A 22,047-nucleotide genomic window follows, 5' to 3' on the forward strand; every position below is an offset into this window, starting at 1 on the left:
TTTAAGAAGCAGCCGTGGCTAATTTTTCCTGCAGCTATCTATGCCATTTTTTACTGAAAAATGATAGTATAATATGGCATGCCGAAAATAAATGGCATAGCAAATCAACCATGCGTAAATAAAATGCAATGATCGGAGTAGGTGAACTACATAATGTGCGGTTTTATAGGTTGTGTCCATGAACAGCCACAAAGTTATTCAGGTGAAGACAAACAGCTATTTAAAAACATGAATGATATCATCACACACAGGGGTCCTGATGATGATGGTTACTATTTTGATGAACATATCCAGTTTGGGTTTAGACGCCTAAGCATTATTGATATTGAATGCGGAGCTCAGCCGCTTACTTACGAAAATGAGCGATATTGGATTATTTTTAATGGAGAAGTTTACAACTATGTTGAGCTTCGTGATGAGCTGTTAAAAGAGGGATTAAATTTTGCTACACATTCTGATACAGAAGTCATCATTGCTTTATACAGCCATCTGAAGGAAAAAGCTGTTGAAAGACTTCGTGGCATGTTTGCATTTGTAATTTGGGATAAGCAAGAAAAGGTATTGTTCGGAGCACGTGACCACTTTGGTATTAAGCCATTCTTTTATCATGAAGAAGGTGGAAGGACCTACTTTGCTTCTGAAAAGAAAAGTATTTTGCTTGCACTGGATAAAAAGGAAATGAACTACGATTCGCTTCAGCATTATCTGACCTATCAGTTCGTCCCTGAACCAGAGACGATGACAGAAGGTATCCATAAGCTTGAACCAGGCCACTATTTTATTAAAAAAGCAGGCAAGCCAATGGAAATCAAACGTTACTGGAAGGCTCATTTTTCACCGGTCGCAAAGCCGGAGGAAGAATTTACAAAGGAAATCCGTGATATCCTCTTCGATTCAGTCAAAATCCATATGCGTTCCGATGTTCCTGTAGGCTCATTCCTTTCAGGCGGGATTGACTCATCTATCATCGCTGCGATTGCCAAGGAGTTCCACCCTGCAATTAAGACGTTCTCGGTAGGATTTGAACGAAACGGCTTTAGTGAAATTGATGTCGCGAAGGAAACAGCGGAAAAGCTCGGTGTAGAGAATATCTCGTATGTGATTACGCCTGAAGAATATATCAATGAGATTCCTAAAATTATGTGGCATATGGATGACCCGCTGGCTGATCCGGCTTGCGTGCCGCTCTATTTTGTTGCCCGTGAAGCAAGGAAGCATGTTACTGTTGTCCTGTCAGGGGAAGGTGCGGACGAATTGTTCGGCGGCTACAATATTTACCGTGAACCAGGCGATTTGCAGGTTTTCAACAAAATCCCGCGTGTCGGCAAAGTCCTTTTAAAAGGGATAGCAGGTATCATGCCTGAAGGAACAAAAGGTAAGAGCTTTATCGAGCGGGGAGTAACTCCAATGGAGGAACGCTACATTGGAAATGCCAAAATGTTCACCGAGGACGAAAAGCGCGAACTTTTAAATGTATACAAAAATGGCCTTGATTTTACTGACATTACAAAACGGCTTTATGCGGAGAGTACCGGATACAACCCTGTTGACCGTATGCAGTATATTGATATTCACACCTGGATGCGCGGGGATATTCTTTTAAAAGCAGACAGAGTGACAATGGCACATTCCCTGGAGCTTCGTGTACCGTTTCTTGATAAAGAAGTATTCCGGGTTGCATCGCAAATTCCATCAGACTTAAAAACAGCTAATGGAACGACGAAATACATTTTGCGGAAAGCAGCCGAAAGCTTTGTGCCAGCGCACGTTCTAGACAGGAAGAAGCTTGGTTTCCCTGTACCGATCCGCCACTGGCTCAAGGATGAAATGAATACTTGGGCGAAGGATATCATCCGCGAAAGCAATACAGATCATTTATTCAATAAACAGTATGTATTGAAGCTGCTCGATGACCATTGCCAGGGCAAAGCAGACAACAGCCGGAAAATCTGGACTGTTCTTATGTTTATGGTTTGGCATCAAGTCTTTGTTGAAGAGAAGTATTCGTTTGGTCAAGCAGGCCAGTTCCAAACCGCGAAAAATTAAAAACATAAAAGGAGGCGACCCGGCCGGGCCAGCCTCCTTCTCTATAATGACTATTCCTGGTTTCCTTGAGAAACGGCTTTGTAATACTGGGCCTTTTCTGCGTATTCCTTTGTAATTCTTTGCATCTCCCTGATATCATCCTCATTCAGTTCCCTAATCACCTTTGCCGGCCGGCCGAGGGCCAGTGTGCCGGGAGGGATTTTTTTGCCAGGCGGCACAAGGCTTCCAGCACCTATAAATGCACCTTCGCCTATTTCAGCTTTATCCATGACAATTGAGCCCATTCCAACAAGGGAATTCTGGCGAAGAATACAGCTGTGTAAAATGCATTGATGCCCCACAGTCACCTCATCTTCAATGATAAGCGGGTTATTCGGGCTCTGATGAAGGACAGAGTTGTCCTGTATACTGACTTTTTTACCAATGATAGTTGGAGCGATGTCACCACGGATTACGGTGTTGTACCATACACTTGATTCCGGGCCGATTTCAACATCACCACTTATGGTCACAAAATCTGCGATGAATGCCGTATTATGTATTTGTGGATACTTCCCTTTATATGGGTAAATCATTTTGACACTCCTTTAATACAAGCTATACAAGATGAACCAATGAATCTTATCTTAATCGGAGCAGAAGGCGCGAAGGACTCGTTCGAAAATGCAAAAAACGCATTTCTCCTGTGGTGCTTTTCAGGGACGATTATTCAACGTCCTGTGGGAGCAGCGGGACAGGTGAGACCCCACAGGCGAAAAGCGCCGAGGAGGCTCACCGCCCGCCCCACGGAAAGCGAAGCGCCTGGAGCGGAAATTAAAAAGCTTAAACTAATTAGTTCTTCTTTTATACTATTATTGTAACGAAGCAGCAGGCAGATGCAAAGCATATTGGGTATTCCAAGCACTTAAGTGTGATATAGTACTTTAATGAACAGTTCGGTCTTTAGGAGGAATTTTGTATGTGGAAATGGGAAGCAGACGGTGAAGCAAAGGCAGTAATTGTCATGGTTCATGGGGCAATGGAGCACCACCGCCGCTATGGCTGGCTGATTGAAATGTGGAGAACATCCGGTTTTCATGTAATTATGGGTGATCTTCCCGGACAGGGAATGACAACACGGTCAAGCCGCGGCCATATCGATTCCTTCGATGATTATTTGGTTGAAGTAAAGGATTGGATTCAAGCAGCATATACATATGGCCTGCCTGTGTTTTTGCTGGGGCATAGCATGGGTGGATTAATTTCGATACGGCTCTTGCAAGAAGAACAACTTACTCTGGCAGGAGTCATTCTTTCCTCGCCTTGCCTGGGGCTCATTCACCAGCCTTCCAAGGTTATTAATGGCCTTTCTTATGGTTTGAATGTAGTTTTCCCATCCCTTCGCATGAATTCGGGACTCACTGTCCAGATGGCTACCCGGAACAAAGATGTCCAGGAAGCAGATTCAAATGATACTTTGTACGTTACCAAGGTATCTGTCCGCTGGTACCGTGAACTGCAGGACGCTATGAAAACGGCCTTCGAAGAGCTTGATAAAACTCAGGATACGCCAACTCTTGTTATGCAGGCTGGGGATGACCTGATCGTAAATAAAAAGGCAGTCAGCACCTGGTTCAATCATGCTCCGCTGTCTGAAAAACGTTATAAAGAGTGGCCGGGTTTGTACCATGAAATTTTCAACGAGCCAGAGCGTGAGCAAGTGTTTCAATACTCAATTGATTTTGTTCATAGCCAATTGCGCGCAATCGGTTATGTTCTTTAAAAGGTAGGATGGAGCTCCGTTTTTTTAAGGTCTCCTTCCTTTATTATTTTCGATGAAGGATGGCTGGCACGATTTAAATGACTGTTGCCGTCTTCATAGGCTTGATGAAGGATGGTAAGCCTTGATTTTAAGGACTGTTTCCGTCTTCATAAGCTCGATGAAGGATGGTAAGCCTTGATTTTAAGGACTGTTCCCGTCTTCATAAGCTCGATGAAGGATGGTAAGGCCCTATTTAAAGGACTGTTCCCGTCTTCATAAGCTCGATGAAGGATGGTAAGCCCTTATTTAAAGGTCTGTTCCCCTCTTCATAAACCCAATAAAGGAAGGATAGCCATTGGTTTTTGGCTAATTTCCGTCTTTATTAGTAGATTAAAGGAAACACTAGAATCCAGCTTACTTTTTTAAAAAAATGTGCAAATACAAGTAGGTGATTTAGAATTGATTATTCCAGCAAAACCAGTCAGCCTGATGGCTCTAAGTTATAGAAAGATATTCCCTGCTGTTAAGGAAGAATTGGGTTATTGGAAACAGCGGGCAGAAGCAATTCCGAATCATGAGCTCCGTAATCAGGCAATTGCAAGCATCAACACCAAAACGTTTCATTGCGAGGGCGGTTCCATCATTGCTTTAATAGCAAAAAACGAGTATAGAAAGGCAATTAAATTTATTGTGGCCTACCAAACCATCAGTGATTACCTGGATAACCTTTGTGATCGCAGTACCTCACTTGACCCCGATGATTTTGCCGCCCTCCACGATGCTATGTTTGATGCCCTCTTGCCTGGGCCAAGCCTTGGTGATTATTATAGCAAAAGGAAAGACAAGGATGATGGTGGTTATTTAGCCGATCTCGTTGGCACGTGTAAACAAGTCCTTCAATCTGTAAGCAGTTATCCTATTATCCAGGATCATCTTCTCGATCTTTGTGGCTATTACTGTGAACTTCAGGTCCACAAACACGTCCACCCCGATGAAAGGGAAGGACGGCTGAAGGAATGGTTTAGCCGCCATAAAAAAAGAATGCCTGAGATGGATTGGTATGAATTTTCTGCTTGTTCCGGCTCGACGCTGGGTGTTTTTTGCCTCGTTTCCTATGCGATAGGAAGTCCAATGGGGGAGGAGAATGCCAAGAAAGTAGTTAATGGTTATTTTCCCTATATCCAAGGGCTCCATATTCTATTGGATTATTTTATTGATCAAGATGAGGACAGGCTTGGCGGAGACTTGAATTTTTGTTTTTATTATCGAAATCAGGAAGTCCTGTTTAATCGATTGCTCCACTTTATGGAAGAAGCTGATCGCCATACAGAAGGGCTTCCACATCAGCATTTCCATATGATGATCAATCGAGGGCTTTTGGGATTATATTTGTCAGACAGTAAGGTGCAAAGCCAAGAGAGTGTCAGGAAGCTTGCTAAAAAAATTATAAAAGCGGGCGGCCCAGTAAGTAAATTCTTTTATATGAACGGACTGGCATACAGGTTTTTTCAAAAGGCTCGTCTAAACTAAAGTTGCTGTGCGGCCTGTAATACAGGAAACGTTCCATTTCAACCTCTGTATAAGACGAAATGAAAAATTGGATTGGTAACATTTCTAGCTCTACGACAGCCAAAATATAATCAACGCCTGATTGGTAACATTTGAAGCTTTTCGATGGGCTAAAATGTAACCAACAAGCCTGATTGGTAACATTTGAAGCTTTTCTATAGGCTAAAATGTAACCAATAAGCCGTATTGGAAACATTTCAAGCTCCGAAGCCAGTCGAAATGTAACCCATAAGCTTGCTCTGGGCCGTTGCCAGGCAATTTTTCCAGTTCGGTGTCAAACCAAGTTAAATTAACACGAAAAGGCATTCGCATCAGCGAATGCCTTTTCTCTTTTCAATGGCTACAATAAAGGGAGGATTGTTTTTCTGATTGATGAAACAGTATTGCAGGACATGGGCCTGTTTTTGGTCGAGCCCACCAGCAAATTTAAGTAAACCGTCACGTTCTTCCTCGCCCCCATCATGTCCATGATAGACGACAAGAACGATAATTCCTCCGGGTTTAAGCATTGCAAATAGCTGATCAACAGCCGAAATAGTTGTCCCTGGTTTGGTTATTATACTTTTGTCGCTGCCCGGAAGGTAACCAAGATTAAAAATGGCCGCGTGTATCTCGCCATGAAAACTCGCAGGAATACACGAAGATACATGCTCATGGCCTGTTTGGAACAGCTTTACCCTATCAGCTATCCCGCTTTGTTCAAGCCGGGCAGAGGTAGAGCTAATTGCTTCAGGCTGAATATCGAAAGAGAAAACAGTACCGGTTTCTCCAACAAGATTGGCCAGGAACAGGGTATCATGTCCGTTTCCCATCGTTGCATCGACCGCGCTGCCGCCTTCCTCAACGGCTTTTTGTAATAGGCCTCTTGCGAAAGGGAGTATTCCATCAAGCTTCATAGTGAACATCCTTTTTTCATATCGAAACTTCCACCTTTTTGTAAAACTTTCCCTGCCAACTGTTACGGCGCAGCAGTTCAGCGTCGATTGCGTTTAAGACTTCCCACTTATTTACACTCCACATTGGACCGATCATGAGATTTATTGGTCCGTCACCGGTTATCCGATGGATAATCATTTCAGGCGGCAGTACCTCAAGCTGATCACAGACAAGGTTGATGTACTCGTCAAAGGACAAAAACTCAAGCATGCCTTTTTCATATTGTTTCACCATAGGTGTTCCTTTGAGAAGGTGAAGAAGATGGATTTTTATTCCTTGTACATCTAGTTTTGCAACCTCTAGAGCCGTTTCCATCATCATATCGGTTGTTTCAAGTGGCAGGCCGTTAATAATATGGGTACAGATTCGGATTCCATGTTTTCTAAGTTTTTCTACACCTTTTACATAACAGTCAAAGTCATGAGCCCTGTTCACAATTTGAGCAGTCTTCTCATGTATAGTCTGCAGGCCAAGTTCAACCCAGAGGTAGGTCCGTTCATTTAACTCGGCAAGATACTCGACAACGTCATCAGGCAGGCAATCCGGCCGGGTTGCAATTGAAAGCCCAACTACGCCCTCTTTATTAAGCACAGTTTCAAACTTTTCCCGGAGCTCGGAAACTGGAGCATGCGTATTTGTAAATGCCTGAAAATAGGCCATGTATTTGCCATCTTTCCATTTTGAATGCATCTTTGCCTTTATTTCATTGAATTGAACCTCAAGCTCATCGGTGCGCCTTCCTGCAAAATCCCCGGAACCTGCTGCACTGCAAAATGTACAGCCGCCATGGGCAACCGTGCCGTCACGGTTCGGGCAATCGAAGCCGCCATCCAGGGCAATCTTGAATACTTTATGGCCGAACTGGCTGCGCAAGTGATAATTCCAGGAATGGTACCTTTTATGGTCTAGTGCATATGGGAAAGGGTTTAAATGTTTCAATTGGGGACACCCCATTTATTCATTAGTTTTGCCAGAGATTATGACATAAAATGAATTTTACCATGAAAGTGTACGTTGAGCCATTTCATTTCTTCCCAATAATATCGAGTGATAGTTAACGCTGTAGTGAACAAAATAAGAAGGAAACTGCTTTACGCAGGTTCCGGTCCAAGGTAAGGACTGATAAATCAGTAGGGGGGAATCCAATGGCAACCCGCCAATCAATTGAAGACTACATCCATAGATGCCAGGAAGCGATTGAGTTTGCGCAGGATCAGTATAACCATACTGCAAGGCAGGAGCATTATAACGCAGAGGGTTATACCCAAGCGTTGCAGACACTCGAGGATGCTTATAATGAGATGGCTGTCCTTGCCATGAGTGCGAACTCGCAGCAGCGCGAAAGGCTGAACAGGATGAGGCTTCAGCTTCAGCAAGTCCAGAACGATCTAATTCTGCAGCGCTACTAGGGAGGCTAACTGAATGAAAAAACGTTCGAAACAAAATAACCCTGAGCAAAAAACGCGTAATGGCTATAATAGCCAGGACGTAGAGGTAGGCACTGATCTTAACCTGATTGACAGGGCAAAGGAAGCGTATGAAAAGAAAGGCGGACAGCCGGTTAAATCAAAAATGCATGTTGAAAATTAACCGTGTTTTAGTAAAGGCAGGAACCTAAAATTGGTTCCTGCCTTTTTATATTTTGGCTGTATTAGTTTAATTAGCCTATATTTTAAAAAGCTTGTGAAGGAAGTTCATAAATTCTTCATATTTTCTTCACAGCTTTCACAAAAATAAAAATATCCTATTTCTGCGGAAATTACGGAATTATCGGTTGAAACCATTAGAGAGGCGTTCACAATTCGGTAAGAACTCGGAAAAATTTTGTGATTTAGGTCACAGAATGGCATTCTTATCCATGGTTTAAATAAGATATCAACTTGAATGTTTTCTTACATGCGTAGGCAAAAAAAATATTAGCGTAAAGCAAGCCCATGGAAAGGAAGTGGCAAGATGGGCAAGAAATTAGCAAGCATACTCATCTGTTTTATTTTAATGTTGCCGGGAGCGGCTTTTGCAGAAGAAAAGAATGAAAATGTTCTTAAGCTTGAAGAACTGACAGTCCAAGTTCTCCCTGAGTTTGCAAAACATCCTGAGGATAAGGAAACGGCTCAGCCCCCTTTGTTGATTGGTTACCAGGGCAGCCTGATTAATTCATCGGATAAGGCTCAAAAGGGGAAAATTGAGATTCCGCTGCCAGTAGAAGAAAAGAATTTCCGGATTGGCTTTGTAGCGGATTATGCCAGTGACCTGTCTCAAATGTTCGAAATTGAATATGAGCTGGATAAAGAAAAAGGGACGATAGCCTGGGAAACGAGCAGGGAGATTGAACCAAACGAACAATATAAATTCATTATTGAATTTTATACAGATGCTATAAAAAAAGACAAAGAGTCAAAATCTCTTAACTATACCTTCACAAGCTTTACAGATATTACAATGTTCAATTTGGCTGTCGTGGAACCAATGGAATCTTCAAAGGTAAAGCTTGACCCTGTTCCAACTGAAACGCCGCATGGTGACACATACGGGTTGACTAAGCATATCTACCAAGTTAAATCGATGAAGCCAGGCCAGGAGTTCAATGTCAAACTTGCCTACGACCGCAATGAAACGAAAACAACAAATGAACTGATGGAATCGAAAGTCGGTAAACAATCCCCGGCGAAAGCCATCAAGACGGATAAAGTTCCGCTTGGCCTTACAATCGCAGGTATTTCCGCAGCGAGTATCCTTGCTGCAGGATTGTTGCTTCTATTTTTTAAAAGGCGCCAGAAAGCTCTGCCTGAAGCTGTGATTGAAGCCGATGTATCCGGGTTTAAGAAAGCTCAGCTTCGCAAAATGCTGATTGATGGCTCGATTACTGAAGATGAATACAACGAATTGCAAAAGAAATTAAAGAGTTAGAGGCAGCGGGGAGGGCGGCAGCATGTATGTAGTCGGAAATTTATCGTTAGTGCTTGGTATCATGCTTTCCGCCTATACCCTTACCGCGACAGTTTTTGGAATCAGGAAGCGGAGCACCCAATGGCTGGATAGTGCAAAGGGCGGTGTGCTCGGTATTCTTGTTTCGGTCCTGGCAGCATCTGCTTTCCTGATTTACTTCCTGGCTACAGGCCATTATGAATTCACGTATGTGGCTTCCTATACAAATGATTCACTGCCGCTTATTTATAAAATGACTGCCTTTTGGGCTGGCAACGCCGGATCGCTTCTTCTTTGGACGGCGCTGCTGGCTATCTATACAGCTGTTGTCGCATTATCAACAGGCAGAAACAATCCATACAAACCTTACGCACTCGCGGTTCTCGCAATGAACTTGTTGTTTTTCTTCATTGTTATGCTGGTTCTGGCAAATCCGTTTGAGATATCGGAAACAGTGCCTGAGGATGGCAACGGACTAAATCCAATGCTTCAAAATCCGGGAATGGTTCTTCATCCGATCACACTTTATCTTGGCTATGTTGGGCTCGCAGTTCCCTTTGCCTATGCAATGGCATCCCTCATGTTGAAGAACATGGACTCGTCCTGGCTTAGGCTGACCCGGAGATGGACACTGACTGCCTGGCTGTTCCTGACAGCCGGCAACCTGATTGGAGCCTGGTGGGCATATGTTGAGCTTGGCTGGGGCGGGTATTGGGCATGGGACCCGGTTGAAAACGCTTCTTTCATGCCGTGGCTGACTGTTTCAGCATTGCTTCATTCAGTGATGATTCAGGAACGCAAAAATATGCTGAGGAAATGGAACTTGATTCTTGTCATCGTCTCATATGGTCTGACTTTATTTGGAACGTTCCTTGTACGGAGCGGCATCCTGACGAGTGTACACGCATTTGCGGATAGCAGCCTTGGAACTTATTTCTTTATATTCCTATCCTTCATGGTTCTATTTGCAGCCTACCTGGTTGTTTCGAGGTATGGGCTCATCCAGGCAAAGAGTGTTCCCGTAACAGCCATTTTTTCGAAGGAAAGCAGTTTCCTGCTTAACAACTATATCCTGCTGGCTGCCGCCTTCGCGGTTTTCTGGGGAACAATTTTTCCGCTCTTATCAGAAACGTTCATTGGAACAAAGATTAATACAGGTGCACCATATTTCAACAAGGTAATGGCACCAATCCTGCTTGGGCTCATCCTGCTGATGGCGGCCTGCCCGGTCATTCCCTGGCAAAAAGCAAGCCCTGCACGCTTTCTTAGGCAGATTCGCTGGCCGCTGGCTGCCGCAACAGTATTTGCAGTACTGCTGATTATTAACGGTGTTGAAGGTGCTTTTGCCATTATCGGTATATCAGCCTGCATGTTCATGCTTTCAACTCATGTCGCGGAAATAGCCAATGGTATAAAAGCCCGACGGAAGGCAACTTCTGAGAATTTTGTCCTTGCTGCATTAAAGCTTTTTAAGAAAAACAGCCGCAGGTACGGAGGCTATATCGTCCATATTGGCATTGGTGTGCTGGCTGTCGGGGTGATTAGCTCACAGGCCTATCCTCTGGAAGTCATTAAAACAGTGAATCGAGGAGAAAGCATCAAAATTGGCGGATACGAACTCACCTTCAAAAGCTTCCAGGAAATCGAAAAAAGCGACCGTGATATTTTGTACGCTGAAATCGCAGTTATCCGCGATGGAAGAGAGCTTGATTCGGTTTATCCAGAAAAAATTTACTACGATAACTGGGCAGAGCCTTCCACTGAAGTAGCTGTACAGTCACATTGGAATGAGGACTTGTATGTCGTTCTCAGTTCATGGGAAACCAAGAATAAAATCACAATCCTGGCCCGGGTGAATCCATTTATTAGCTGGATTTGGGCAGGCGGTTACATCATGCTTGCCGGGATTATAATAGCATTGTTTGGCGGCAGGCGGATGGCAGGCCAATCAATTGTTCAGTTTATCACAGAAAGGCGGGCATCCTGATGGGCAGGAATGGACTAGTAAAAAATGCATCAATTCTTGCTGCACTGTTGCTGGTTCTTTTACCCTCGGCTGCTCTGGCTGCTTATACTGCCAATTCCCCTGAATTCAGGGAAGTGGTGGGCGAGCTCCATATGGATGGCCATTCAGAGCACGAACTCACTACCTGCAAGGTAAGGAAAGTGTACAACAGTGAAGTGCTTGACATGCTTAACGAAGGCATGAAACCGGATGAGGTTATCAAGCATTACACAGATGAGCTTGGCCCTCAGGCGCTTAAGATTCCTGAAAGGCAAGGAAGCGGACTGCTTGCCTGGCTAATCCCGGGTGCCGGAGTACTTGCGGGAGGTGCGGCCGTATCGATTGCCATCAGAAGGGTGACCACAGCTAAATCTGTAAAGCCATCCACAGGTGAGGAAATGTCGCCTCACACCAGCAGGGAATTTTCGAGCTTGGAAAAAACACTGGACAATGAGCGGAAAAGGCACTTTTAACAACAGTGAGGGAGGATTGGTGTAGATGCTGTTCATTATACTTTCAAGTGCATTAATGATTGCCGTCTGCCTCTACCTGATTCTTAGTCCCTTTTTCACAGAAAAAAAGGCCGCTCCTCTTTTCAGCAAGGAGAGTTTCGACCTTGAATCCGTATATGAAGCTGTAAACGAATTGGAAATGGATGCGTTAATGAACAAGATTTCCGCAGAAGACTTTGGAAGCCTTAAAGATTCTTATTATCGAATTGCGGCTGAAGCGATCGAACAGAAAAACAAAGCGGATGAAGACATCCTCGAAGCGCTGAAAGAGATACGCAGCGAAAAACGCCAGCCGGAAAATTGAAGGCGGCATCACTAAAACAGGCTCTGCCTGAGAAAGCAATACTCAAACTTGGTTAGAACACATAGGTGTTTTAATAGATTAAACATTTACCTGGGGAGGTGAAAGAATGTTTAAGAAATTATTGGCGATAGACAAAAAGATACTTATATTCGTCGCGCTGTTCGCGGGGATTGTCCTGTCTGCTGTTTCTGTAAAAGGAATGGAGTACCTGGACTCGCCAGATTTCTGCCAGAGCTGCCATATAATGGACTCTGCGTATGGATCGTTTGTTGATTCAACCCATTCTGAATTAGCCTGTAACGATTGCCACTTGCCGCACGACAGTGAGGTAGGAAAGCTATTTAATAAAGGCAAGGCTGGTATGGGGCATATTTATTACAACACACTTGGCACTGAGAAGATTCCGCAGGTTCTTCATGCCACGGACAAGACAGAGGAGTGGGTTGAAGGGAACTGTGTGAAATGCCACGAAAGCACACTTACCAATGTCGAGCATGATGCAAAAGAAAGCTGTACAACATGCCACAGGCTAGTACCGCATGGGAAGAACTTTAAATCAGAAGATAAATTCAACGAGCCGCCAGTATCAGGTGAGCTGCTTGAAAATAAGGGAGGATTTTAAGAATGAGTAAGTTCCGCTTAGGAGCGTACCTGATGCTTCTGGCTGTCATTCTAATCGTGTCCGGCTGCAGTTCCCAGGAACAAACGGCTGGCGCAAAGGCCAAGACGACAGGTCTCTCGAAGGATGAAATATCAAATGAAGCATTTAAGGATATGTTTCCGCTTCAATATAATAGCTATATGAAGAATGAAAAAATGGAAGATACAAAATACAGCGGCTCTGTAAAGCGTTCCAAGTACGACGCTGATAAAGAACCATATCTTCCAATCTTATTCAATGGTTATGGCTTTGCGACTGAATACAATGAAGATCGCGGCCACGTGTATGCGCTCGAAGATGTCAAAAATGTAGCTCGTATCACTGACAAGTCAGTTGGATCCTGTTACACATGTAAATCAACTGCTGTTCCACAAATGATCGAGGAAATGGGCGACGATTACTGGGGCGGCAATTTTAAAACTGAAATTTTCCCTAAAGGGGAAGCCATGGGCCATTCGCCAATCGGCTGCTCAGACTGCCATGACCCGCAAACAATGGACCTGCGCATTACACGACCAAGCTTTGTAAAAGGTATGGAAGCACAAGGAATTGATATTTCAAAGGCAACAAAGAATGAGCTTAGAAGCTATGTGTGTGCACAGTGTCACGTTGAATATCATTTTGCAGCTTCCAACAGTGAAGTAACGTTCCCTTGGGACAATGGCTTCAAGCCTGAAGATATGTATGAATACTATGAAACAACTGCAAAAGAAAACGGCTTTGAAAAAGACTGGGTACACAATATTTCCGGAACACCAATGATTAAGGCTCAGCACCCTGACTTTGAAACTTTTGTTGAAGGTACGCACGGCAAAGCTAACGTATCCTGTGCAGACTGCCATATGCCATACGAGCGTGTAGACGGAAAACGTAAAATCTCTTCCCACTGGTGGACTTCACCACTTAAAACTATGGACACATCCTGCGGCCAATGCCACGGCGACCGTGACCTAGATAAGCTGAAAGGCCGTGTTACCGAGATTCAGGATACACATATGGAGCAGCTTCATGTTGCTGAAGATGTTTCTCTGTCTGCCCACTACTATGTGAACAAAATGATTACTTCCAAGGTGCCTGCTGAGAAAATTAAGGCTGCACAAGAACATATCCGTAAAGGTCAATGGTTCTGGGATATCGTTGCTGCCGAAAGCTCTGCCGGTTTCCACAATCCACAGGGCTCGATGGATTCACTTGCTATTTCACTTGAAGAATCCAATAAGGCTATCATGATCGCAACTGAAGAGCTTGTTAAGAAAGGCGTCAATATCGATAAGCTGAAAGAGGATATTGAAAAAGCCAAGAAAGCTGTAACAAGCGAAAAAGACAACAAGAAGAAGAAGGACCACGCAATCAACGAAGAGTTCCCTCCACAGCAGCCTGTGGTTCCGGCAACTCCTAAGAAGTAAAGCAATTAATACAGAAAGCACTGTTCCGTATTGCGGAGCGGTGCTTTTCGATTTGCAAAGGTAATTTGGGCAATGATCTGTATCTTGTCAATTTTATATAGAGGCTCTTGGTTGGTAACATTTTGCCGACTTTAAGGTACTGAAACGTTACCAATAAAGATTATTAATTAAACAGTATCGCCTGTATCATTGTTGACCCGACCGTAATAGAAGTCCATTGTGACAACAAGAGCAATGAAACATTTATAAGGTTTGCTTTTTTTGTTGCTGGCCGGTCAGAAAAATCCATTGCATGCTATCACCAAAAGGAATAGAATAACTCTTGGTGCTTTTTTATTGGGTTCTCTAGTTTGGAAGTAATCTCACTATTTTTCCTAATCATTTGGAGCTGCACGTTTTCTATCCTAGGGGCATCGAACCTTCTAGAAAAAGGTTTACTCGACGTAACTGATCCCATAAAGTATTGGTTCGTCTAGAAAAATAGGTTTACTCGACGTAACTGATCCCGTAAAGTATTGATTCGTCTAGAAAAATAGGTTTACTTGACGTAACTAGTCCGGTGATGTGTCGATGCGTCTAGAAAGATAGGTTTACTCGACGTATCTGGTCCTTTTACCCAACAAAGTGTCGAGAAAAAGTATTAACTGCAAAGGAGTTTCATTCATTATGCCACGTTCGTTATGGCTCTTAATTATCGGGATGGTTGTCAATGTCATTGGCTCCTCGTTTTTATGGCCGTTAAATTCTATATATATTCATGATTACCTCGGTAAGTCGCTGTCGACCGCCGGGTTCGTACTGATGCTTAATTCAGCGGCAAGTGTCGCTGGCAATCTGGTTGGAGGCACCCTATTCGACCGCATCGGGGGCTATAAATCTATTTTACTTGGAATCGGCATATCTTTGATGGCAGTGGCCGGGCTGACGCTCTGGCATGACTGGCCGCAATATGTCATTTTCCTGACGATTGCCGGATTTGGCTCCGGAATTATTTTTCCTGCAATGTATGCGATGTCCGGGTCGGTTTGGCCAGACGGGGGCAGAAGGGCTTTTAATGCAATCTACGTTGCCCAAAACCTTGGTGTAGCAGTGGGTTCTGCATTAGGGGGAATCGTAGCAGGTATTTCCTTTGAACTAATATTCCTGGCAAACCTAATCATGTATGTTGTGTTTTTCGTCATTGCCGTTTTTGGCTACAAGGGAATCAAAGTGGCAAGCGGAGCCCAGTCTTCCGTCCTACAGGAAAATTCTCCGAGATTCAAAGGGAACAAAATCCTTCAGGCGTTATTGATTGTTTGCATTGGATACCTGCTTTGCTGGGTCGCTTATGTACAGTGGCAGACAACGATTGCTTCCTATACCCAGGAAATTAATGTGTCTCTCACCCAGTACAGCCTTTTATGGACTGTGAATGGTGCGCTAATTGTTCTTGGACAGCCGTTCTTAAACCGTTTCCTAAAATGGTTCAATCGTTCACTTAAAGCTCAAATGGTGCTTGGAATGGTGATTTTTGCTGTATCTTTCATTGTAGCGGCATACTCTAACAGCTTTTCCGGCTTTATGGCCGGGATGATCATCCTGACTGCCGGGGAAATGCTTATTTGGCCGGCAGTGCCAGCAATTGCCAGTGACCTCGCACCTAAAGGACGAGAGGGCTTCTACCAAGGAATTGTTAACAGCACAGCGACTGGCGGCAGAATGATTGGTCCATTGCTCGGCGGAATTCTTGTTGACTTGTATGGAATGTCAATGCTATTCATCATCCTGATTGGGCTTTTCGCTGTTTCAATTGTCACAACACTTATATACGACAGAGGAATTAAAGAATCAAAACAAATAGTAAAAGTGTCTTAATACTATCCAGCCCTGCCGGCTTAGGCGGGGCATTTTTTTTGAAATTCTCTATTTTTGAATGAATTGAAACAAATTCGGTAATAACTGTAAATGAATCAGATGAAGTAAAGAAACGGTCGGATTCTCATGAAATATTGCAAATATCCTGGCTTAGAGCCCATTTTTCGACAGTTTGCTTGCATCCAGCAGAGATTTTATATAAAATAACACTATCTCAATCCCATATAAACAACATGGCAGTGAGAAGGAGCAGTAGTGAAAGCGTCCCGCCTAGTAGAGAGCTGGCGGTTGGTGAAAGCCGGCCGGGACATTCATGAACTCGCCTTTGAGCCGCAGGCGTGAAGTAACAGTAATGTCTGCCGTTTTCCGCGTTAAGGATGAATGAAGCGAGTGTTTGCACACTAATGTGGGTGGTACCGCGGGAAGATACATATATCCTCTCGTCCCTTTTGTAGGGATGTGGGGATTTTTTGTTTTTAAAAAGAAAAAGCCGCCGAAGCATCTAGTTGGCACTCCAGCTTGATGTGCGGTGGGAAGCAGATCCTTTTTAACAAAAAGGAAATCGGCATGAAGCCGAAGAAAAATAAGTAATTAGGGAGGAATCCAAATGAACTTCAACCATAGGGAAATAGAAAAAAAGTGGCAAACAATTTGGGAAACAGAAAAAACATTCAAAACCAACGAAGAAAAAGGCAAGCCGAAGTTCTATGCACTAGATATGTTCCCGTACCCATCCGGAGCCGGACTGCACGTGGGCCATCCTGAGGGCTATACCGCTACTGATATACTTTCGCGAATGAAACGGATGCAGGGCTACAATGTGCTTCATCCAATGGGCTGGGACGCTTTCGGCCTTCCTGCAGAGCAATACGCATTGGATACAGGAAACGATCCTGCGGAATTTACAAAGAAAAATATTGATACGTTCCGCCGCCAAATCAAATCACTTGGGTTCTCCTACGATTGGGATCGTGAATTCAGCACGACCGATCCTGACTATTATAAGTGGACGCAATGGATATTTTTGAAGCTTTATGAAAAGGGCCTTGCCTATGTTGATGAAGTTCCGGTTAACTGGTGTCCGGCACTTGGAACTGTACTTGCGAATGAGGAAGTAATTGACGGCAAGAGCGAACGCGGAGGGCATCCTGTTGTGCGCCGCCCGATGAGGCAGTGGGTGCTTCGTATTACTGAATATGCAGATCGTTTGCTTGAAGACCTTGAAGAGCTGGATTGGCCTGAAAGCCTGAAGGATATGCAGCGCAATTGGATCGGCCGTTCCGAGGGTGCGGAGGTTACTTTCAATATTAAAGGGCATGATGGAACATTTAAGGTTTTCACAACCCGTCCGGATACGCTTTTCGGTGCAACTTATGCAGTACTTGCTCCTGAACATGCGTTAGTTGAAGAAATTACAACTCCTGATCAAAAAGAGGCTGTTCAGGCGTACATCGATAAGGTAAAGGCAAAGAGCGACCTTGAGCGGACTGATCTTGCGAAAGAAAAGACCGGTGTCTTCACAGGTGCATACGCCATCAACCCTGTTAATGATGAAGAAATGCCTATCTGGATTGCGGATTATGTCCTTGCAAGCTACGGTACTGGAGCCATCATGGCGGTACCTGCGCACGATGAGCGTGACTATGAGTTTGCAAAACAGTTCGGCCTTCCGATTGTTGAGGTTGTTGCCGGCGGAGATGTTGATAAAGAAGCATACACAGGCGATGGCGAGCATGTAAATTCCGGCTTCCTGAATGGCTTGAACAAACCTGACGCCATCCGTGACATGATTGCATGGCTTGAGGAAAAGGGTATTGGCACGAAGAAGGTAACGTACCGCCTTCGTGATTGGCTGTTCAGCCGTCAGCGTTATTGGGGTGAACCGATTCCAATTATCCATTGGGAAGATGGCACAAGCACTGCTGTTCCTGAAGACCAGCTGCCGCTTGTTTTACCGAAAACAACTGATATTAAGCCTTCAGGCACAGGTGAATCACCACTTGCCAATATTACAGACTGGGTGAATGTCGTCGATCCTGAAACTGGCAAGAAGGGCCGTCGTGAAACGAATACGATGCCGCAATGGGGCGGAAGCTGCTGGTACTTCCTGCGCTACATTGATCCGAAGAATGATAAGCAGCTTGCAGATCCTGAAAAGTTAAAAGAATGGCTTCCGGTTGACATTTATATTGGCGGCGCGGAGCATGCGGTGCTTCACCTGCTATATGCCCGCTTCTGGCATAAGTTCCTGTATGATATCGGCGTTGTTCCGACTAAAGAGCCATTCCAAAAGCTATTTAACCAGGGTATGATCCTTGGTGAAAACAATGAGAAGATGAGTAAATCAAAAGGGAATGTCGTAAACCCTGACCATATTGTTGAGACTCATGGAGCAGACACATTGCGCCTTTATGAAATGTTCATGGGACCGCTTGATGCATCTGTTGCTTGGTCAACAAATGGCCTCGATGGTGCCCGCAGGTTCCTGGACCGTATTTGGCGCCTGTTTATTGAGACTGATGGCTCTGTAAGCAAGAAAATCCAGAAAGGTGCTTCGGCTGACAATCTTGAGCGGGTTTATCACCAGACAGTGAAAAAGGTTACCGAAGACTACGAAGGGCTGCGCTTTAACACTGGAATCTCCCAGCTGATGGTCTTCATCAATGAGGCCTATAAGACTGACGTGCTTCCGAAGGAGTTTGTGGAAGGGTTCGTAAAACTTCTTTCTCCTGTAGCTCCACACGTTGCAGAAGAGCTTTGGGAAAAGCTTGGCCATACTAATACGATTTCGTACGCTCAATGGCCAACCTTCGATGAATCCAAGCTTGTTGAAAATGAAGTTGAAATCGTCGTCCAAATCAACGGCAAGGTTAAAAAGAAGGTTATGGTTCCTGCTGATGCAACCAGGGAAGCGATGGAAGAGCTGGCGAAGAAAGAAATCAGCTCCGAACTTGAAGGTAAAACTATCCGCAAGGTAATCGCAGTACCTGGCAAGCTTGTTAACATTGTAGCGAATTAATTTTCACGGTTTAGAAGCATAATAATGGCTGTGAAGGCTGGATTATGGGAAACTGTAATGGGAAAAAAAGTTTAGGCATCCTCCGGAAAACCGGGGGATGTTTTTCCGAAAAGGGGTGTAGGTTGAATGGAAGAAATTAAAACAATCTCTCCAGAAGAATTGGAAAAAAAGCTTGAAGCTGGGGAAAAGCTTGAAGTAATTGATGTGAGGGAAGACGAGGAAGTTGCCTACGGGATGATTCCTGGCGCAAAGCATATTAAGATGGGCGATATTCCCGAAAACATGGATAAACTCGATAAAGATAAGGAATACATCTTCGTTTGCCGTTCCGGCCGCAGAAGCCTAAATGTTTGCCATTACTTGCAGGACCAAGGGTATAAAGTGGTTAATATGGAAGGCGGCATGCTTAGCTGGGAAGGCGAAGTTGAGGCCAATTTTTAAAGGTCCCGCAAGAGGTTTGACCGATAAATTGTAGATTGGACCGATAAAAACTGGAATGGACCGATAAATATTGCGATTCGACCGATAAAACATTTTTTGTTCTTTTAAAAGAATAAATCCAGAATAAAGAGTGCTCTTTCTAACTTGAGGAGCACTCTTTTTTTACCTGGAATTATAGTTTTCGAATAGCACTTGGAGTACGTATTTATTGCTTTTTCATATTCTCCATCGCCATCCGTACCATTTCCTTCACCATGCTGCCGCCTAGCCTTCCGCCAACTTTACCCGCATCCTGAGCAGCAATACGGCCATTGTAGCCATGTTCCAAATGAACACCGACTTCTTTTGCCGCTTCATACTTTGCATCCTCCGGCCTGTCAGCACCCACCACTTTTGCTTTTAATTGATCGAGCTCCTGTCTTGCTTCAGGAACCAAAATTTTATTTCGACGCCTGCTCATGTTTTCAGCCTCCTTGGGCTTATTTTGCTGCAAACGATTCAAGCTTATCCAGATGACTTATAAAAAGGTTGAATTTTGGGAAAAATGAAAATAGTAAAGGAGGGAAGAGGATGATTCAGGTTAAGCTTTTCGATAAGGAGCATGAAGCAGATTTAGAAAAGGAGATGAACCTTTTCCTAAGGAATCTTGATGAAAAAAAGCTCTACGATATTAAATACAATGTGGCTGCTATGCATGAGGATGACGATGACCAAATTTATTGCTTTTCAGCTATGGTTATCTATAGAGCCTAGATTAAGTAAGAAATTAATCAGAGAAGTATCAAAATAATAGGACACAATTGAAATGGTAGAAGATAGCGGACAAAATGCTAAAAAATCATACGGTTTCTACACAAAAAATAGGGAAAAATCTTTTGAAATTTTTTCGAGTACATTTTGAGACTGTCGGGCAGGTAAAATGTCCTTGAAATTGGTTTTCAAGTACATATTGAAACTGTCTGACAGGTGAAATGTCCTTGAAATTGGCTTTCAAGTACATTTTGGAACAGCCGGATAGGTGAAATGTCCTTGAAATTGGTTTTCAAGTACATTTTGAAGCTGTCTTACAGGTGAAATGTCCTGGAAAGTAGTTTTCGAGTACAATTTGAAGTTGTCAGTCAGATGAAATGTCCATGAAAAGTTTACGAGTACAATTTGAAACCGAGAACAGTACGAAATCAAAACCAAATATTCATAAAATAGAATGCTGCCCCGGGTCCATTTTCTAAGACCCTTTGGAGCAGCATTTTTACGTAGTATATTTATAATAAATTACTACACTTCACGGGCATACTCCGCCGCACTTCCGCCTGCAAGCCTGCCGGTAACAAACGCAGCTGTTATGTTGTAGCCGCCGGTATAGCCATGGATGTCAAGAATTTCACCGCAAAAATACAGTCCATCCATTTTCTTTGAGGCCATTGTCTGCGGTTCTATTTCCTTTACTGATACTCCGCCGCCGGTAACAAAGGCCTTTTCTAAGGGGAGTGTGCCGTTAACATTAAAAGTAAATTGCTTGCACATTTTACAGAAGCTCCTGATTCTGTCGTGCGGCACCTCGCCGGCAGAGACTGAAGGGTCGATGTCGCAGCGTTCGAGCAAGAATAAGAGATATCTCTCAGGAAGGAGCCCTTTCAACAGGTTCTTTATGCTTTTTTTAGGCTCTTCCTTTAATGCTGAAATGGTTTCCTGAAACAGCTCTTCTGCATTTTTGTCTGGTAGTGCATCGATTTGCATTTGAACTTCCCTAAGATCCCACTTCCTTAATGCCTTGACAACAAACTGGCTGCAGCGGAGAACAGCGGGGCCGCTGACTCCGAAATGGGTGAATAGCATGTCCATCCTATGAGTGACGAGCGGTTTGCCTTTCGGGTTCAGGACACTGACGGCTGCACCTCTAAGCGCCAGCCCCTGTAATTCTTTCTTTTTGATAAAAGCTTCAGAGGATGTGACGGGAACTTCGGTAGGGAATAGCTCGGTAATGGTATGGCCGGCCTTTTCTGCCCATGCATATCCATCACCGGTTGAACCTGTATGCGGAACTGATTTTCCACCTACAGCAATGACGACAGCCCCTGCTTCTACTTTTGTTCCATTTGCAAGCAAGACGCCGGTTGTACGGCCTTCTTCAAACAGTAAATCCCGGACAGGTGAGTTAGTAAAAATCTTAACCTTCAACTCCTCCAGCTTACTCAATAGTGCATCAACAACAGATTGTGCTTTGTCTGTTACGGGGAACATCCTACCGTGGTCTTCTTCCTTCAACTGAATTCCGAGCCCTTCGAAAAAAGCAATAATGTCCTCATTGCTGAAAAGAGAGAATCCGCTGTATAAAAATCGGCCGTTGCCGGGAATATGCTTGATGATTTCATCAACAGGAAGCCTATTCGTGACATTGCAGCGCCCTCCGCCGGAAATGGCCAGCTTTCTGCCGAGTTTGTCTCCTTTATCAATAAGCAGAACCTTAGCGCCCTTTGCTCCAGCCGCAGCCGCTGCCATCAGACCAGATGGGCCACCGCCAATGACAATAACATCGTATTTCATTTTTACAACACCAACTTTATCATTTATCCAGTTACATTATTTACTGGTTTCTTATCATTATAAACATACTCTGTAATTGTGACC

The 22,047-nt window shown here is 44.0% G+C and carries 20 protein-coding genes and 1 other annotated feature; of the genes, 15 read left to right on the forward strand and 5 right to left on the reverse strand.

Annotated features, from left to right (window positions below; genetic code table 11):
• Positions 1-153: 153 nt before the first annotated feature.
• Positions 154-2,046 carry an asparagine synthase (glutamine-hydrolyzing) gene (gene asnB / locus AM500_RS07390; protein ID WP_053598642.1) on the forward strand — a complete coding sequence of 631 codons (1,893 nt, stop codon included), beginning with the start codon at positions 154-156 and terminating at the stop codon, positions 2,044-2,046.
• 50 nt (positions 2,047-2,096) lie between these two features.
• On the opposite strand, the gene AM500_RS07395 is transcribed toward asnB, so the two are convergent.
• Positions 2,097-2,621: a gamma carbonic anhydrase gene (locus AM500_RS07395; RefSeq protein ID WP_053598643.1), complete on the reverse strand. Its 525-nt coding sequence runs from the start codon at positions 2,619-2,621 to the stop codon at positions 2,097-2,099.
• Between the two features lie 383 nt (positions 2,622-3,004).
• On the opposite strand from AM500_RS07395, the gene AM500_RS07405 reads away from it, so the two are divergent.
• Entirely contained in the window at positions 3,005-3,808 is an 804-nt protein-coding gene (locus AM500_RS07405) for an alpha/beta hydrolase (RefSeq protein ID WP_053598645.1), read from the forward strand.
• Between the two features lie 438 nt (positions 3,809-4,246).
• Positions 4,247-5,317, forward strand: a complete 1,071-nt coding sequence (locus AM500_RS07410; protein ID WP_053598646.1) for a tetraprenyl-beta-curcumene synthase family protein — start codon at positions 4,247-4,249, stop codon at positions 5,315-5,317.
• Positions 5,318-5,667: 350 nt separating this feature from the next.
• Here AM500_RS07410 and AM500_RS07415 read toward each other — a convergent pair whose 3' ends face one another.
• Positions 5,668-6,252: a tRNA 5-(aminomethyl)-2-thiouridylate-methyltransferase MnmM gene (locus AM500_RS07415; protein WP_053598647.1), complete on the reverse strand. Its 585-nt coding sequence runs from the start codon at positions 6,250-6,252 to the stop codon at positions 5,668-5,670.
• 16 nt (positions 6,253-6,268) lie between these two features.
• Positions 6,269-7,231, reverse strand: a complete 963-nt coding sequence (locus AM500_RS07420; protein ID WP_156319771.1) for a tRNA modification radical SAM protein MnmL/YtqA — start codon at positions 7,229-7,231, stop codon at positions 6,269-6,271.
• Positions 7,232-7,437: 206 nt separating this feature from the next.
• Here AM500_RS07420 and AM500_RS07425 point away from each other — a divergent pair, with 206 nt between their 5' ends.
• The 11 genes from AM500_RS07425 to AM500_RS07475 all read left to right on the forward strand — a co-directional run bounded on the left by AM500_RS07425 (position 7,438) and on the right by AM500_RS07475 (position 19,419).
• Positions 7,438-7,701, forward strand: a complete 264-nt coding sequence (locus AM500_RS07425) for a YtzC family protein (protein WP_053598649.1) — start codon at positions 7,438-7,440, stop codon at positions 7,699-7,701.
• 13 nt (positions 7,702-7,714) lie between these two features.
• Entirely contained in the window at positions 7,715-7,882 is a 168-nt protein-coding gene (locus AM500_RS07430) for a hypothetical protein (RefSeq protein WP_053598650.1), read from the forward strand.
• Between the two features lie 363 nt (positions 7,883-8,245).
• Positions 8,246-9,199, forward strand: a complete 954-nt coding sequence (locus tag AM500_RS07435) for a hypothetical protein (protein WP_053598651.1) — start codon at positions 8,246-8,248, stop codon at positions 9,197-9,199.
• A 22-nt stretch (positions 9,200-9,221) separates the two neighbouring features.
• Positions 9,222-11,204, forward strand: coding sequence for a heme lyase CcmF/NrfE family subunit (locus AM500_RS07440; protein WP_053598652.1), 1,983 nt, complete (start codon positions 9,222-9,224; stop codon positions 11,202-11,204).
• Positions 11,204-11,695, forward strand: a complete 492-nt coding sequence (locus AM500_RS07445; protein ID WP_053598653.1) for a cytochrome c-type biogenesis protein CcmH — start codon at positions 11,204-11,206, stop codon at positions 11,693-11,695. The genes AM500_RS07440 and AM500_RS07445 overlap by 1 nt, the downstream gene beginning before the upstream one ends.
• 25 nt (positions 11,696-11,720) lie before the next feature.
• The gene (locus AM500_RS07450) at positions 11,721-12,038 is read left to right on the forward strand and encodes a hypothetical protein (protein ID WP_053598654.1); all 318 of its coding nucleotides are present in this window, start codon (positions 11,721-11,723) and stop codon (positions 12,036-12,038) included.
• Positions 12,039-12,144: 106 nt separating this feature from the next.
• Positions 12,145-12,660, forward strand: a complete 516-nt coding sequence (locus AM500_RS07455; protein ID WP_043934051.1) for a NapC/NirT family cytochrome c — start codon at positions 12,145-12,147, stop codon at positions 12,658-12,660.
• A 2-nt stretch (positions 12,661-12,662) separates the two neighbouring features.
• Complete coding sequence (locus AM500_RS07460) at positions 12,663-14,105, forward strand: ammonia-forming cytochrome c nitrite reductase subunit c552 (protein WP_053598655.1); 1,443 nt, start codon at positions 12,663-12,665, stop codon at positions 14,103-14,105.
• Positions 14,106-14,771: 666 nt separating this feature from the next.
• On the forward strand, positions 14,772-15,959 hold the full coding sequence (locus AM500_RS07465) for an MDR family MFS transporter (protein WP_053598656.1): 1,188 nt from the start codon (positions 14,772-14,774) through the stop codon (positions 15,957-15,959).
• A 230-nt stretch (positions 15,960-16,189) separates the two neighbouring features.
• Positions 16,190-16,410: a binding site (T-box leader), on the forward strand.
• A 156-nt stretch (positions 16,411-16,566) separates the two neighbouring features.
• Positions 16,567-18,978 carry a leucine--tRNA ligase gene (leuS, locus tag AM500_RS07470; RefSeq protein WP_053598657.1) on the forward strand — a complete coding sequence of 804 codons (2,412 nt, stop codon included), beginning with the start codon at positions 16,567-16,569 and terminating at the stop codon, positions 18,976-18,978.
• 126 nt (positions 18,979-19,104) lie between these two features.
• Positions 19,105-19,419 (forward strand): rhodanese-like domain-containing protein, encoded by a 315-nt coding sequence (locus tag AM500_RS07475; protein ID WP_053598658.1) that lies wholly within the window; start codon positions 19,105-19,107, stop codon positions 19,417-19,419.
• Positions 19,420-19,624: 205 nt separating this feature from the next.
• On the opposite strand, the gene AM500_RS07480 is transcribed toward AM500_RS07475, so the two are convergent.
• A complete protein-coding gene (locus AM500_RS07480) occupies positions 19,625-19,879 on the reverse strand; it encodes an alpha/beta-type small acid-soluble spore protein (RefSeq protein WP_053598659.1) in 255 nt (84 codons plus the stop codon).
• A gap of 110 nt (positions 19,880-19,989) precedes the next feature.
• On the opposite strand from AM500_RS07480, the gene AM500_RS07485 reads away from it, so the two are divergent.
• Positions 19,990-20,172 carry a sporulation protein Cse60 gene (locus AM500_RS07485; RefSeq protein ID WP_043934057.1) on the forward strand — a complete coding sequence of 61 codons (183 nt, stop codon included), beginning with the start codon at positions 19,990-19,992 and terminating at the stop codon, positions 20,170-20,172.
• A gap of 522 nt (positions 20,173-20,694) precedes the next feature.
• Here AM500_RS07485 and AM500_RS07490 read toward each other — a convergent pair.
• The gene (locus tag AM500_RS07490; RefSeq protein WP_053598660.1) at positions 20,695-21,963 is read right to left on the reverse strand and encodes a BaiN/RdsA family NAD(P)/FAD-dependent oxidoreductase; all 1,269 of its coding nucleotides are present in this window, start codon (positions 21,961-21,963) and stop codon (positions 20,695-20,697) included.
• Positions 21,964-22,047: the final 84 nt, after the last annotated feature.

It is taken from the genome of Bacillus sp. FJAT-18017 (genome assembly GCF_001278805.1).
GTDB lineage: Bacteria > Bacillota > Bacilli > Bacillales > Cytobacillaceae > Bacillus_D.